This is a genomic window from Micromonospora sediminimaris (genome assembly GCF_016863575.1).
In the GTDB taxonomy this organism is placed as follows: Bacteria; Actinomycetota; Actinomycetes; order Mycobacteriales; family Micromonosporaceae; genus Micromonospora; species Micromonospora sediminimaris.
Window position 1 is genome coordinate 85,907 of sequence record NZ_BOPD01000026.1, and the last position, 14,311, is coordinate 100,217.

The window sequence follows — 14,311 nt, forward strand, 5'->3', positions numbered from 1 at the left end:
CGATGGTCTACGGCCTGGCTGCCATCGACAGCAGTGGCCGGATCGCCGACCGGGCGGTCATTCGAGCCCTCGGCTGGGCACCGGGCACCCGCCTGCACATCCGCGAGGGCGCCGGAGTCATCGTCATCCGGCTGGACCGGCAGGGCGTCTTCACCGTCAGCGGCCAAGGCCATCTACACCTGCCGGCGGCCGTCCGACACTGGTGCGAACTCACCGCCGGCGACCGCGTGTTCCTGGCCGCCAACCCTACTGACGGCTTGCTCGTGGTGTATCCTCCCTCCGCCCACCACGGCTACCGATCCGGGTCTGCGGTGGATCGCCATGCGGCACGCCGCCGATCACGTGCACATCGTCGCCACCCTGGTGCGGGAGGACGGCCGAACGAACTGGATGCGCAACGACTACCCGCGCTGCGTCAAGGCCACCTACAACGTCGCCCGCCGCTACAACCTGCACCGCCGGGTCCCGCCGGCTGACCGGACCGCCCACCGCCGCCCCCACCCGGTCGAGGTCAGCAAGGCCCGTCGCGCCGGCCGCGCTCAGACGCCCCGCGACGAGCTGCGCCGCCGCGTACGCACGGCCGTCGCCGCGGCTGCCTCCGAGGAGGAGTTCTTCGCCCGGCTCCGCGACGCAGGGGTCCTGGTCCGACTCCGGCGCAGCAGCACCGATCCCCGGCAGATCACCGGGTACGCGGTAGCGCTTCCCGGCGCCCGCACCGCCGGCAGACAGCCAGTGTACTTCGGCGGAGGCCGGCTGGCGCCCGACATGACCCTGCCGAAGCTGCGGCTGCGCTGGGGCACCCCGACACTGCTACCGGCAGCGCCAACGCCCGGTCGGATCGAGCGCATCGAGGCGATGCGCCAGGCCGCCACGGTGGCCACTGCCGCCGCCGACGATATCCGCCGCGACGCCTGTACCGAACCCGGCCGGGCGCAGGCGACCGCGGTCGCTGCAGCGGACCTGCTCACCAGCCTGGCGTATGCGATGGAGCGTGACCGGCGCGGGCCTCTGCACCGGGCCGCCGAGGTTTTCGACCGGGCAGCCCGGGACCTGTACGGGCGGGTCCATCGGTCGACCAGCCGCTCTCAGGAGATGCGGGCCATGTCGCGGCTGGTAGCGCTCATGGGCCGTATCTCCGGCAACGACGACGCCATCGCCGCCCTTGCACTGGTCATGGACCTGGCCCGGCTCGCCGACACCTTGGAGCAGCTGCGACGAGCCCAGCAGCGCCTCCACCAGGCCGACACGGCCCGGACCGCCGCGAAGGCGCTGCGGTTGGTAGCGGGCGGCTCGCAGCCGACGGTAACGCTGCCGCCAACTGTCACACCTACATCCGCGCCGACTGTGGGAGGCGGCCGGCGTGCTGCGCGCGGCCGCTGACCAGACAGGGGAGGTGCACGTGCCGCACCCGCAGCAACATGAGGACCCGATGGCCGAGACCCGCCAGCAGTTCCTGCAAGGGCTGGCGACGATGGCGACCGTCGGCGAGGCCGGCGCCCGCTGGGCCGCCGTCGGTATCCAGAACAAGGCCGCCGAACGGGAACGCCAGGCCCAACAAGACGAGGCCGCCGCGGCGGCACGGCGTGAGGCCGACCGCCTGGCCGCCAAGGTACGCGCGGACCGCGAACGGATGGCGGGATCCCTCGACGGTGGCTGGCTGGTCAACAAGGCCACTTTCGCCGAGCAACGACTGCGCCAGTTCCGCCCCGACCTGATGGCCGCCTACAAGCGCCACAGGCAGGCCGGAACCTCGACCCCCGAAGCCATGCGCGCCGCCGCTCGGGAGGTGTGGGAGAGCGACGCCCGTACCAGTCACCGCCACCGCGGCGCCCACGCTCACGGCGGCACCCCCGACAGGCCGGGGATCACGCCTGACGGGCCGGTCGCACTGCCACACGGCGGTCGTGCGCTCGTTGACGACTTCGACGCCGCTGTCCGGCAGGAGGCGATGAAACTGGCCGAGCACGTACGGCCCGAAGCCCTCGACGAGCTACAGCGCCAGTGGCGTGCCACGGGCAAACTGCCCGCAGGCGAGCCGGTGCAGCTCCTGCGCGACCTCGCCGCGGAGATGAATCAGGCCGTCAGGGCCGGCGAGGCTGCCGGGCGGCCGGTCGAGGCGATCCGCCTGGCTCGCAGCCACGTGGAGGAGGCCCTGGCCCGTGACCTGCAGAGCCGAGCGGCTGCTGAACGCGGCGAGGGGGTCCGCGACGGCGGGACAGTCGACGACCCCCGCACCCCTGCAGACGAGCATGCAGCCGGGCAGTCGGCGAGCATCCTTCACGACGACAACGCCGATCACACCGTCGCCACCGCAGCTGCGCTCCATCATGCTGACACGCTTGCGACACCGGCCTGGGCACAGGCCTTCCCGAAGCTTCGCGTGGTGCAGGTCAACACGGCGGTCGCCGGAAAACAATCCGCGGCAGCGGTCGTCGCGGTGCCGATGCGAGGCAGGACACGATGACGTCGATCCGCACGGACGCGGCTACCCAGCTCGACGAGCTCGCTGCTGAGGTAGCGAGGCTGGCGGCACACGTTGCCAACCTGCAACAGACCCAAGCCGAACGTGCCCACGCTGATGACGGGGATGATCAGCCGCCGCTCTACTCGACCGTCGAAGACTGGGTGACCATGTACCTGCTGCCGACCTTCCCGCGTCCGGTCGGCGAGGTGGGAATGACTCGCTGGCACTGGTGCGAGCAGTGGTGGCGACACGACGAAGCAGTGACCCGGCTGACGGCCCTGTGGTATGGCTGGGAACAGGCCCGGCTGCAGATGACCGGCATGCTGCCCTGGCTGCGAGACCTCGATCACCAGCTGCCCATCCTCTGCGGCGACGACGACCCGTTCCGCAACTGCACTCCAGCCGGCGATCTCGGGAAGCACCAGCACCGCTCGTCGCCGGAGGTGCCGGCTCAGCCAGCGCCAGAAGACTGGTGGAAATGGTGGGACTGATGCCGCGTGGGGCTCTGTAGTGGGTGATTGAGAGAAGGACTGTTCCGTCGGCGTCGCGCGCCGGGGGCAGGATCCGCGCGGAGGCGCCTCGACGCGGACGTTGGAGTCGCTCACGCCGACATGCCTGCTGCGGTCGATGGCCACGTACAGGTGCCCGTCGCGGGCACCTGTATCCGCAGAGGCGAGCGCGTGACGCGCCCGCCCTGCTAGGTGGCCCGCCTTCCCCGGCGTATGCCTGGTAATTGCATGAGACCTCAGACCATTCGGTACGCCAGTCAGACCCATCCCTCGTCGCGAGCCATGATCATGGCTTCGGTGCGGTTGGCTGCACCGATCTTGGTGTAGAGGTCGCGTAGCAGCCGGAACATCATGCGCTCCGAGTAGCCGGCCCGGGCCGCCACCGTGGCGACGTTGTCGCCCCGGGCGAGAAGGCTCAGCCACTCCCGCTCGGCGGTGGACGGGTGCCCGGCCGCCGTCGCCGGTTCGCCGGCGGGCTGTCGCTCGGTCAGGGCCCGTAGCACGGACGTCGGCACCAGACTGTCGCCGCGGGCGGCGGCCCCGACCACCTCACGCATCGTGGGCAGGGTCGCGTCGCGGGGCAGGATCCCGGCCGCGCCGGCGTTCAGCGCCCGGACCGAGGCCGGCATGCTGGCGTCCTCCAGAACCGCGATGACCGTGGTGCCGGCGCGGGCCTGACACAGCTCGGACAGCAGGTCCCAGTCCTGCGCGGTCCGTACGGTGAACAGCAGCAGCCGGGGCTCGTCGATCCGGGCCCAGGTCAGCAGATCGGTGGGGGACTCCGCGTCGAAACCCGCCTCGGCCAGAGCCATGCGCACGCCATGGCGGAACAACGGGAACGGATCTGTGACGGCGACTCGGAGCACGATCCGATCTTCGTCAAGTGCGGATGTCATCGCCAGTGGTGGTGCGGGCGTGGCCGGGATGTGCCGTCACAGAGCGCGATGCTGCCGCCGTCGACCTGGCAGGGCGCTGCCATGGTCGGCGGAGTGGGGCGGTCTGGGGCCTCGGCAGTGGAAGCGGGCGAGCGGGTCAGGCAGCCGCCCGGGCCCGCCATTACCCCTGGGGATCATGCGACTACTTTGCGTCATGGACACGCGCTGCGATGCGGGTCGATTCTTCCCGACATGGTGGAACGAAAGGGCGACATCCCCAACCTGAAGTTCCGGCAGCTCGTCCCACGGGGCAGCCCGGCGAAGTTCTGCAGAGTCTGTGGACGCAAGCTGCGGAGTAAACGGAGCATCCGGCTCGGTGTCGGCCCCGTCTGTGCCAGAAGAGCCTGACCGTCAGGCTCCATCCAAGCCGACCGCAGCCTGCATGGCCTGCCGGGCCTGAGGCGAATCGTCCCCGTCGAGCAGTTCGTCGAGCAACCTCACCGCCCGCAGAACCACGCCCGGCGCGCGAGTCCGCCTACGCGCCTGTCGGTATGCGCTGATCGCCGGATCCAAATCCCCGGTACCCTCCGCGCGGGCCAGACCTGCGAAGGCGAGACCGTTGAGGTCTAGTAGCTGGACGGCGGGATTCTTCGGCCGGAGTAGCGGACTGATGTCACGCTGCACGCGGCCGAACGAGGCTTCCGCCGACTCCATCTTCTGCAGGCGTACCTGGGTGATGCCGAGCAGAGCGACCGCTGCGAACGGGCGGCTGTTCTCGAAGAATCGCGTCGCGGCGTGGGCCGTATCATGGGCCGCGACGAGGTCACCGCCGAGGAGCAGCGCCAGCGCCCGGGTGGAGTAGGTCTCCCGGCACAGATCCGCGTTCCCGGCGTCGGCCGCGGCCTTGATCGCTTCGTCGGCGAGGCGCCGTGCCCGGTCGAGTTGTCCCATGTCGATGTGAACCTGCGCCATGGCGTCGACGCACTTCGCGGCCAGTTGGGCGTCCGAGTGCCCTTCGGCCAGGCGGCGTGCGCGCTGGATCAACCGCAGTGCAGTGAGCGGCTGGCCGAGTTGCTGTTGCAGCAGCCCCTGGTTGAGAAAGACGGACGCCGCCTCCTTTTCGGTGTCGTCGATGACTTCCAGGGCGGCGGCATACTGATCCAGCGCCTTGTCCACCATCCCGAGCTCTGCCAGGCAGCTGGCCAGGCCGAGGCGGCTGATACCGAGGACCAGCGGATTGCCTTGATGGAGCAGGTTCCGATACAGCGTGGCGGCAGCGTCCAGCTCGCCCTTTACCAGGCGTGCCTTGGCGAGCTGCACCCGAAACGCGTCCTCCGCCTCCGGCGAGAGAGCAGACGCGCGTGCCTTCGTCAATAACGCGATGGCCCTGTCCGGTTCACTAGCATCGAGATAGGCGCTGGCCAGCTCGTAGCGGTTCTCCAGGTCGGAGTACACGTCGCCGAGCTCGCCGAGAAGGCGCTCGCGGAGGCGGATGATCAGGGAGCGGTAGCCCCACAGACTGAGGTGCTCGTCCACTTCATTGATCAAGGTGGCGGCCCCGGGGTATTCGCGCCCGGCCAGCCGCAACTCGATCTCGCTGAAGTGTGCGCCCAGGTCGTTCAGGTCCACTACCCGGATCTCCAGCTCACGGACCCTACGGAAGTACTCGGCTGCACGATGCCAGAGGGCGTAGCGGGTATAGCGGGTATAGCGGGTCGGGTCCACTTCGCGGTCGCCGGGCGAACCGAGCTGGATGGTGTCCAGCACGGTTCGCCCGTTAACCGCGTCTTCATCGCCGCGTGGCAGGTGATAGAGGTCGCCGTCGCGCCGGATGAGCCGCCGATCGCAGAGCAGCTCCAGGACCCCGGCACTGTCCAGGCCGGTGTCGTACGGTGCGAGCAGCCAGCTCACCGCCGACGCCCGGACCGGCCGGTCGTAGACGGCCAGAGCCTGCAGAACCCGTTGCATTGGACCTCGCAGCGCTAGCGTGGCTCGGCGGATCAGGTACACGCTGCCGTCGCCCTTGCCGGCCGCCTTCGTCGCCGAGGTCAGCAGCTCATCGAGATCCGACCCGGGTTCACTGCGCAGGACGGCGTACAGGAGTTCCATCGCTCTCGGGCGCCCATGGGTCAGGCGGTGGACACGCCGCATCGTCGCCCCGCTGACATCAGCCAGGCGGGCAACTCCACCCTCGTCGAGACCGCGGAAGAAGTCCGCCGCGAACTCGGGCGGAAGGCCTGGTGGGATGTCCACCTGCGGCGCGTGGACTGGCGGGTTCGTCAGGCGGCGGATCTCCACCTGGGAGACGAAGAGCACCCGCACGCCGTGGCCCGACTTACTGCCTATGATGTGCGCGAACTCGCGCAAATGCACATCTGTCAGCCGGTAGTCGGCGACGAGCTCCTCAGCGTTGTCAACGATCAGCAGCAGGGAGATGTCGCCGAGCGCGTCCAGGATCGCTGCCATGTTCTGCCGCCAGTCGTGCGATTGGTCGCCGACGCGTTCGAGCATTCGTTCCCGGTCCCCAGCATGGGGCATCATCCGGGCGAGCCTCTCCAGCAGCAGGTGTGCGGTCACCCGGCGCGGGCCGTGCGTGGATACGTAGGCCACACCTGCGTAGCCACTCTTCTTCAGCTGCGGGATGAGGTCGTTGAGCAGCGCAGTCTTGCCCGATCCGCACCGCCCGCGGAGGACCACCAGCCGAGTCCGCGAATGGTGGAGGTGACGGAGCAACAGTTCACGTTCGGAGTGGCGGTCGTGCACGCCGGCGCTCGTGATGGCCGGTGGTGCCTCAATGATTTGGAAAGTGCCGTCGATCGTCTCCCGGCTCGGCGGCGCGGCGTCTTGGTGGCGGCCCTCGTCGATCTTCCGCCGCACGTCGGCGGCGGCCTCGGCCGGGTTGGCGGCCCGTCGCCGTTCCCACTGGATGACGGCGTGGAGCCGGCCAACCATGGCGGACAGGGTCTTCCGCTCCTCGCCCTGGGCGCGGTCGGCCTGCTCTTCCAGTTTCTCTACCTGGGCGGTCAGCATCTCGACCGTGCGGTTGACCGGCCGGCAGAGCCGTAGCTCATGCTCGAGATGGTCCCAGCCGCCGTGAGGCGAGTCCACGTCGATCGGAGTGCCCTGCACGGTCACCGGCGGGTCCGCCTGGCTCCCGGGCGGCCGCACCGCCCAAATCGGCTTGCCCCAGTTGCGAGCCACCCTGAGTTCGTCGCGCGCGTAGGAGTTCTTCGCGGCGGAAGCGTCGGTGAGCACCAGGAGCACCAGGTCCGCGCCGAGGATGAGGTCTTCGATCCGCCCGTCCCACGCCTTGTTCTGGATGTTGTCGCGGTCGATCGAGGCGTTGATCGGTGGATCCCGGCTCTCCAGCCAGGTGACCAGTTCACAGGCGAAATCGAACCCGTCGCGGCTCGCGTAAGCGACGAAGACAATGAACGGTTCCATCCGGTCACCCCGACCCGAGCCGCACGCACATCAATGCCCAAGGCTACTGATTGGATGCTTATCGTAGTTGCACCGGTGAAGGAAAGCGGCTGTCCTTTTTCGACATCATCCGCCCTGACGATCACGTTACGAGCGGCGCTTACGCCCGGCCCGCCGCCGCGCCCGGCTCTTCGCACCGCCCGGTTGCCGTGCCGGCCCACCCGGGCGGCGCGGCGCCACGGGGCTCCGGTTGCCACGGTTCCGGCGGTCGCCGGACTGCGGTCGCGCGGCCGATTTGATCGAGCGGGCCGGCGAGGTCGCCCGGCGGATCACCGCCGACCGTGCCCGCCGCCACACTGTCCGCACGATTGCCTCGGCCAGCCAGCCGATCAGCCAGCGGAGGGCGTACTGAAGGATCTGGTCGAGAATGTCCTGGTCAGGTCCCATGGAACGATCGTCGGAAGTCGACTTGGGGATCCGGCTGAACGTCCTCGACCGCCAATTTGAAACGTCACTGACCGGGTTTCAGATCACCTTCAGAGGCCGTCCAGCAGCGCTTCGACCTCGGCGACCTGTGCCGCACCGAGCTGACGATACCCGTCCACCGCGAGACTCCACTGCTCACGCGCCCGCCGCGGGTCACCATCGGCGGCGGCGAGCTCGCCCAGCCGGTGGTGGGCACGCGCCTGCTCGTACCCGCTGCCCGACTGCTCCGCCGCGACCACCGCCTGCTCGAACCGCTCAACCGCCGACCCAAGGTGACCGGTGCGCTGGTAGATCTCGCCCAGTGCGTTGAGCGCCATCGCCGCGTCCAGCCGCAGGCCGAGCCGTTCGAAGACCTCCAAAGCGACCAGCAGGTCGGCGACCGCCTCGGCGGCCCGGCCCAGCTCAGCCTCGGCCAGCGCGATGCCGCGCAGCGTGATGGCCGCATTGCGCTCGGACTTCTCCCTCCGGTAGAACTCGTAGACCGGCCGCATCTCGTCGAGGAACCGCACGAAGTCCCTCTCGTCGTAATACAGCCAGGCCAGGTTGGCGGCCGCGGTGTGTTCCCCATGCGCGTCGCCCACCTCGCCGAACAGCTCCCGGGCCCGCCAGTAATGCGCGGCGGCTCGCTGACGGTCGTGCTGTTCCAGGTACGCCAGGCCGAGGTTGTTCGCGGTCATGGCCATCGCCCGGCGGTCGCCGAGCCGGGTCGCCGCGGCCAGCGCCGCCTCGTGTGTGACCGTCCACGGATGCCAGCGCTTACTCAGGAAGTAGTAGCCGCGCAGTGTGTAGGCCAGCTGCCAGCACAACCGGTCCAGCCCGGCTGCTGCGGCGTCCAGGCAAACCTGCTGGAGGTTGCCGTCCTCGACGGTCAGCCACCGCAGGGCGCTGTCGTAGTCCGGCAAGGACGGCACCGCGGCGTCTCGGTCGAGCAGTTCGAGCGGCACCCGGTAGCGGTGCGGGGTGATGATCCGATCGGCCAGGTCGGCGGTCCGCAGCAGGTGGTCGGCCAGCCGGTGCAGCGCAACGGCCCGCTCGCCGGCCGGCACCGCGGTCGACGAGTGCTCGCGGGCGAAGAGCGCGATCAGGTCGTGAAACTGGTAGCGGCCGGTCAGCCGTTCGGACACCAGATGCCGGTCGGCGAGCAGCCGCAGCTGACCGGTCACCTCGTGGACCGGGAGGTCGGCCACCGCAGCCGCGGCGTGAGCGTCGAAGGCCCCGGCGCAGGTGGTGCCGAGCAGCAGGAACGTCTTGCGGACCTGGCCGGGCAGATCGTCCAGCGAGATCCGGAAGCAGGCCGCGACGCTGCGTTCGTCGTCGTCGAGATGCCCGAGCCGCGACGACTCCATGGCAAGCAGCGCCTCCAAATCCGCCGGTGAGATGCCGGGGTGAGCGCGGTACCGGGCGGCGGCAATCCGGATCGCCAGCGGTAACCGCCCGCAGAACTCGACGATGCGCGCCAGCACGCCGGGATCAGCGTCGTCCCGCTCGCCTCCGACGACGACCTGGAAGAGCCTGATCGCGTCCGGCGGATCGAGCACGTCCAGCGGCACCGAGCTGCCCTCCAGGGAGATCAGCCGCCGCCGGCTGGTCACGATGGCCGCCGAGGCGCCGGCGCGGGGCAGCACCGGGCGGACCTGGGCGGCGTCCTGGGCGTTGTCGAGTACGAGCAGCAGCCGCCGGTCGTCGATCAGGTCGTGGAAGTAGGCGGCCAGCTCCTCCGGGTCGACCGGGATCTGCGCGCCGTCCACCCGCATCCGGCGAAGCAGCCGGTCCAGTGTCTCGGCCGGGGTCAGCGCAGTGTCCCGCCCGGAGTAGCCGCGCAGGTCCAGGAAGATGACGCCGTCGGGGAAGGAGTCCTGCAGCTGCACGGCGGCCCGGACTGCGAGGGCGGTCTTGCCCGAGCCGCCCATGCCGTGGATGACGCAGAACGAGGCGTCCGTGGAACCGTCGAGGGCGGCCCGGACGCGTGCCAACGCCTCCTCCCGGTCGGTGAAGTGCGGGTCGGCCCGGGGCAGCCCGGAGAGTGGCCGATCGGCGGTTGCCGCCGGCGCCGGCTCCGCGTCGTCCCGCAGACTCCGCCGATGCGCCGCGATAAGCCGGCCACCGGGTTGCCGTCCGTGGGCGTCCAGGCGGCGGCGGACCCGGGTGAAGACCTCGCCCGCCTCGTCGCGCCGGCCCACCGCGGTGAGCGCGTCGATCAGCAACGCCGCGGTGCCCTCCCGCAGTGGGTCGGTGCCGACCTCGTCGGACAGCAGCTGGACCACTTCGGCGTACCGTCCCAACCTGTGCTGCGTCTCAGCGAGGAGATCGACGGCATGGCGGCGGCTGTCGGTCATCTGCCGGCGCAGCGGCTCGAGCCGGTCGTTAATGTCCGCCAGCGGCTCGGCGCGCCACAGGTCGAGGGCGGCTCGCAGCCGGTCCGCCGCCAGCTGCCATCGGCCCGCCTCGCGCGCCGCGCCGGCCTGCTCGACGAGCCGGCGGAACTGATGCCAGTCCACCTCGTCGCGCTCGACCGCGACGTAGTAGCGGTTCTCCCTGGTGACCAGGTCGGCTCCCGCCTGCCGGAGTACTTTCCGGACGGCGGAGACGTGGTGGTAGGCGGTGTCCTCGGTGGCCGCGCCCTCGCCCCACACCGAGCTGATGATCTCGGACAGCGAGGCGCCGATGCTGCCGCGTGCCAGGAGCAGGGCCAGTACGGCCCGGGGGATTGGACCGCCGGCGCCGACGACCCGGCCCCCGTCAGCGACGACCCGCACCGGACCCAGGATGGCGAAGCGCACAGGGACGTCGGCCATCCACCATCTGTACCGCATGCACCACGCGATGTTAAAGCTTCTGATCGATGACGGCCGAGAGGTGTTCCTCCCTTTCGCCGCGCTGGGCTCTTCTACGGCCCATCGCACTCGCGGCGGCAGGAGAGTGCGTTGAGTCAGGCAGGCTAAGCCGCACAGATGTTCGCCTTCAGCGTTATCCCGCGCCGTAGTCTCGACCTGTATGCGGAAGGAGCGGCTTCTCGCCAGCTGGAGCAGATGGCCGAGGCCGGAAGCGGGATCTCGTTCAGAACCTGGACACCCGGCCCGCGTGTTATGGGGTCGCCGGGGAGCCGCAGGCCGGACGTAGCCCAGACGTTTTGGGCTGAGGCTGGTTTGTCACACCGACCCGGTCGGCGATGATCTGCGCGAGCCGGGCGGGCTCGTAATCCTCCAGGCGGAGGTAACCAATCGCCGGGCTGAGTAGCTCCGCCGGTACCTCGACCGGCCCTACGAGGATCGGCAGGAGGTAACTGTCCGCGCTGATCTCGATGGCGCGCACCAACGCGGTCTGGTACTCGTCCATCGGGTACGCGCTCGCGAGGTATTCCCTGGACAGGAACGGCACGACGTAGCGGGTCGTCGCTCCGTAGACCGTGCGCATACCGGTGATGAAGTTGCGCCCCCAGAACTCGACCGTCTTGTCCTTGTCGTAGAAGACGTTCAGTCCCAGGGCCTGACAGGCCCGGACGATGGCCTCGACCTGGTCCCGCTGCGCCCCGGCGAACGAAACCGCGATGTCGTAGACCTCGGCATTGTTGGTCACGGAGCCATTCTATTGTGCGGGCGAGTCGATCAGGCGGAGCACCCAGCGGGGCAGCAGGGGCAGGAAGAGGACTGCGATCAGGCTCTGGCCGAACATGTCGGTCCGGACGCCGACCACCGACGGCGCCGTCCGCAGCACCTGCCAGATCAGCCCGATTCCGTCCCACCTGGAGGTGGTGAGAACGAGTGCCACTCCGAGCCCATACTGCGCGGCCAGCGTCTCCGGGTGCCGCGGCCCGAGCGTACGGCGCAGGCCGTCGTAGGCGGTCTGAAAGAGCTCGCGGGCCGAGTCGTAGTCGCGCAGCTGCGCCCCGGCTTGGGCGAGCAGGAACGTCGTGCGCATGATCGTGTAGTGCCCCATCGGGTACCGGCGGCGCAGTGCCTCGATCGTCTCGCCGAGGTGGGCCTGCACGTCCCGCGGGCGGCCGAGGCAGAGCAGGGCGAAACCGTACTCCACGTCGGTGCCGAGGGTGCGGGCGTTGAGCGGGCCGTGCGACCGGCGGAGCTGTTCCCGGGTCGCCCACAGCTTGCGCGCCGACTCCTCCCACTTGCTGCGGTCCGGATGCAACTCGAAAAGGTGCAGGGTGAGCCAGGCCTGCGCGAGTACCGCCTGGGCGGCGACAGCGTTGTCGTGCTCGGGCAGTCCCAGGCGGGCATAGTGAGCGACCACGCTGGTGGCCGTGCCGCGGGCCTCGTGCTGCTGGTTGGTGGACAGCTGGATGACCGCCAGCTCGATGCGGGCGGACTGCAGCCGATCGTCGTCCAAGCCGACAAGCCGGGCGACGAGAGCCTCGGCCCGCTCGCGGGCGTGGCGCATTTCGCCGCGCAGGCGACGACTGCGGATGTAGGCGATCTCGTCGTCCGGCGAGGCGGACACCACCCCGACCTGCGACCACCAGCCGTTGGCCTCGCCGAACCGGCCGAGGGCGTCCAGTCCCTCGGCCACCAGCCGCCGCCCGGCCGGCACCGGGGCTCGTCGAGCCAGCGTGATTGCCCGCTCGAACGTGCCCGCCGTCAGATGCGCGGTCGCGGCGGCGACCAGATCGGCCGTCGTCTCCCCGCCCGCCGCCAGCAGCCGGTCCCACTGTCCGGCCGCGGCCACCGGCTCGCCGTGGTGGCGGTAGTGCTCGACCAGCCGGCGGCGCAGCCGGTCCGAGTGTGGGTCGTCGAGCACGTCGCGGTCGGCGAGCGCGGCGAGGTGAGGTGCCACCGGTGCGGTCGGCGGGTCGGCCGACAGCAGGTCAGCGGCGACGGCGGCGAGGTGCCCGGCCGGTAGGACCGGCGGACGCCGCCGCACCGCGTCCAGCACGATGGCGTGGACCTGCCATTGGTCCACCGTGCGGCAGACCAGTTGCCGGCGGCGAAGCTCGACCAGGTCGTCGACGGGCGTGCTGCCGGGTTCGACCGCGGTCGCGATGTCGGCCAGCACCCGGGCCGGGATCGGAGCGGGCGCGAGCAGCGCGGCGATCTGCAGCATGAGCTCCGGGCCGTGATCCAGCCCGGAGAGGACGTCGTCGAGCAGGGCGACGGCGGGTTCGAGCGTGGCGGGATCGCTGTCGATCCGCTCGAGCTGGTCGGCGTACGAAAGAAGGCTCTGCCGATCCGTCAGCCGGGCGGCCACGAGTCCGAGGCTGAAGGGATGACCGCCGAGGCGGCGCGCGACGCGTTCGGCGGCCAGATCCTCCTCGCCGTCGTCGGGCTCGCGGGCCGAACGCAGCACCGCCACCGAGTCCTCCGTCGACATCGCTCCGATCTCGACCACGGGTGCGCCGCACTCGAACATGTCCCGACGGCCGATCATGAGCGTGCGCACCGTCGTGCCGGCCGGCAGCACCAGTTGCTGGAGCACACCACGGTCGATCCCGTGCGGGACGTCGTCGATGATCCACAGAGCCGGCCGGCCGGCGGTGCGCAGGTGATCGGCGACCGCGGCGCTCAGCTCCGCCCGACCGGCGCGATCGGCGAACGGCAGCCGCAGCGCCGTCGCGATCGTGCGCATCTCGTCGCCGTACCGGGTCAGGACATCGGCGCAGGCCGCCCCGGACAGACTCGTGCGGAAGACGCCACCGGGGAATGCCTCGCCGAAGTTCCACCCGTACGCCGCGGCAAGTGTCGACCCGCCACTTCCCGCCATGCCGACCAGCCCGGCCACCAAGCCGCCCGCGACCGCGGTGATCATCGGGACATCGGCCCGATGCAGCGCGGTGTGCAACTCCCACTGCTCGCGATAACGCCCCACGAACGACGGCACCCCCGCCACCCCGTACGGATACCAGGTGGGGCGCGCGGTGAAGCCGATGTCGCCAAAGGTGCCCTCGACCGAGGCGGCCTTAGCGGCCACGGCCTTGACCAGGGCCGCCATATCCCGGGCGTTGGAGGGCTGCGGCCAACGGGCGAACTTGACGTCGGCCAGCTGCACCGGCTGCAGATGATGCTCGTACGCCTCGGGGTTGACCACCAAGATCCGCCGGAGCGGATCCCCCTCGCGCGCTCCGGCCAGAAACGCCGCGGTCAGCTCGAACTGGCAGGCCGACCGCGACGGATAGGCCGCCGAGTAGAGAGTCACCATGATCTTGGACCGGTTCAGGTGCTCCTCGATCTCGGCCGTGATGCCCCTCCCCACCGGGAGCTTCTCATCCAGCCAGACGTCCACACGCCGGCCCAGAGCCTCGGCGAGACGCTGGGCGCTCCGGCGGTCCGGCCCGGCAAACGAGAGGAAGACGTCGTGGTCCGTCATGCTCGGTCATGCCCTTCGTGATCGGAGCGGGCAAGCATGGCGAGGTGCACCCGGGAGCCTATCGCCAGCTTTCGGAAGATCTGTCGAAGGTGGTAGTTCACGGTGTGCGGCGAGATGTTCAGCCGGTTGCGATCTGCTGATTAGCCAGAGCCTGGCCGGGGGCGAGGGCGGTGCCGGCCTCGAGCAGATCATCTCGTCGGTCTGGGGCTCCACCTGGGCCGGCCCGACGAGGTAGTACACCT

Annotated in this window: 11 protein-coding genes; 4 read left to right on the forward strand and 7 right to left on the reverse strand. The window is 70.1% G+C overall.

From position 1 onward, the window contains the following. Window positions 1-321: 321 nt before the first annotated feature. Genes Vse01_RS20965 through Vse01_RS20975 form a run of 3 tightly spaced genes read left to right on the forward strand, consistent with a single transcriptional unit; the run spans window position 322 to window position 2,955 of the window. A complete protein-coding gene (locus tag Vse01_RS20965; protein WP_232511347.1) occupies window positions 322-1,380 on the forward strand; it encodes a relaxase in 1,059 nt (352 codons plus the stop codon). Between the two features lie 49 nt (window positions 1,381-1,429). After that, window positions 1,430-2,464: a hypothetical protein gene (locus tag Vse01_RS20970; RefSeq protein WP_139233187.1), complete on the forward strand. Its 1,035-nt coding sequence runs from the start codon at window positions 1,430-1,432 to the stop codon at window positions 2,462-2,464. Further along, window positions 2,461-2,955: a DUF4913 domain-containing protein gene (locus Vse01_RS20975; RefSeq protein WP_093407766.1), complete on the forward strand. Its 495-nt coding sequence runs from the start codon at window positions 2,461-2,463 to the stop codon at window positions 2,953-2,955. The genes Vse01_RS20970 and Vse01_RS20975 overlap by 4 nt, the downstream gene beginning before the upstream one ends. 275 nt (window positions 2,956-3,230) lie before the next feature. Here the strand turns inward: Vse01_RS20975 and Vse01_RS20980 are convergent, their stop codons facing one another. Next, window positions 3,231-3,785, reverse strand: a complete 555-nt coding sequence (locus Vse01_RS20980; RefSeq protein WP_093407764.1) for a helix-turn-helix domain-containing protein — start codon at window positions 3,783-3,785, stop codon at window positions 3,231-3,233. A gap of 315 nt (window positions 3,786-4,100) precedes the next feature. Here Vse01_RS20980 and Vse01_RS29835 point away from each other — a divergent pair, with 315 nt between their 5' ends. Beyond that, on the forward strand, window positions 4,101-4,256 hold the full coding sequence (locus tag Vse01_RS29835) for a DUF6011 domain-containing protein (protein ID WP_373870695.1): 156 nt from the start codon (window positions 4,101-4,103) through the stop codon (window positions 4,254-4,256). A 3-nt stretch (window positions 4,257-4,259) separates the two neighbouring features. Here Vse01_RS29835 and Vse01_RS20985 read toward each other — a convergent pair whose 3' ends face one another. The 6 genes from Vse01_RS20985 to Vse01_RS29840 all read right to left on the reverse strand — a co-directional run bounded on the left by Vse01_RS20985 (window position 4,260) and on the right by Vse01_RS29840 (window position 14,191). Next, entirely contained in the window at window positions 4,260-7,292 is a 3,033-nt protein-coding gene (locus Vse01_RS20985; RefSeq protein ID WP_093407761.1) for an AAA family ATPase, read from the reverse strand. Window positions 7,293-7,418: 126 nt separating this feature from the next. Further along, on the reverse strand, window positions 7,419-7,718 hold the full coding sequence (locus tag Vse01_RS20990; protein WP_093407759.1) for a hypothetical protein: 300 nt from the start codon (window positions 7,716-7,718) through the stop codon (window positions 7,419-7,421). Between the two features lie 89 nt (window positions 7,719-7,807). Next, a complete protein-coding gene (locus Vse01_RS20995) occupies window positions 7,808-10,552 on the reverse strand; it encodes an AfsR/SARP family transcriptional regulator (RefSeq protein WP_170863522.1) in 2,745 nt (914 codons plus the stop codon). 289 nt (window positions 10,553-10,841) lie between these two features. Then, window positions 10,842-11,333, reverse strand: a complete 492-nt coding sequence (locus Vse01_RS21000; RefSeq protein WP_093407754.1) for a toll/interleukin-1 receptor domain-containing protein — start codon at window positions 11,331-11,333, stop codon at window positions 10,842-10,844. A 9-nt stretch (window positions 11,334-11,342) separates the two neighbouring features. After that, window positions 11,343-14,069, reverse strand: coding sequence for a tetratricopeptide repeat protein (locus Vse01_RS21005; RefSeq protein WP_093407751.1), 2,727 nt, complete (start codon window positions 14,067-14,069; stop codon window positions 11,343-11,345). Further along, window positions 14,066-14,191, reverse strand: coding sequence for a LuxR C-terminal-related transcriptional regulator (locus Vse01_RS29840; RefSeq protein WP_093407748.1), 126 nt, complete (start codon window positions 14,189-14,191; stop codon window positions 14,066-14,068). The genes Vse01_RS21005 and Vse01_RS29840 overlap by 4 nt, the downstream gene beginning before the upstream one ends. Window positions 14,192-14,311 lie beyond the last annotated feature (120 nt).

Bases quoted from the DNA above. Each gene is read 5' to 3' on its own strand.
- Vse01_RS20965 (WP_232511347.1), top strand. From the start codon at position 322: ATGCGGCACGCCGCCGATCACGTGCACATCGTCGCCACCCTGGTGCGG.
- Vse01_RS20970 (WP_139233187.1), top strand. From the start codon at position 1,430: ATGGCCGAGACCCGCCAGCAGTTCCTGCAAGGGCTGGCGACGATGGCG.
- Vse01_RS20975 (WP_093407766.1), top strand. From the start codon at position 2,461: ATGACGTCGATCCGCACGGACGCGGCTACCCAGCTCGACGAGCTCGCT.
- Vse01_RS20980 (WP_093407764.1), bottom strand. From the start codon at position 3,785: ATGGCTCTGGCCGAGGCGGGTTTCGACGCGGAGTCCCCCACCGATCTG.
- Vse01_RS29835 (WP_373870695.1), top strand. From the start codon at position 4,101: ATGGTGGAACGAAAGGGCGACATCCCCAACCTGAAGTTCCGGCAGCTC.
- Vse01_RS20985 (WP_093407761.1), bottom strand. From the start codon at position 7,292: ATGGAACCGTTCATTGTCTTCGTCGCTTACGCGAGCCGCGACGGGTTC.
- Vse01_RS20990 (WP_093407759.1), bottom strand. From the start codon at position 7,718: ATGGGACCTGACCAGGACATTCTCGACCAGATCCTTCAGTACGCCCTC.
- Vse01_RS20995 (WP_170863522.1), bottom strand. From the start codon at position 10,552: ATGGCCGACGTCCCTGTGCGCTTCGCCATCCTGGGTCCGGTGCGGGTC.
- Vse01_RS21005 (WP_093407751.1), bottom strand. From the start codon at position 14,069: ATGACGGACCACGACGTCTTCCTCTCGTTTGCCGGGCCGGACCGCCGG.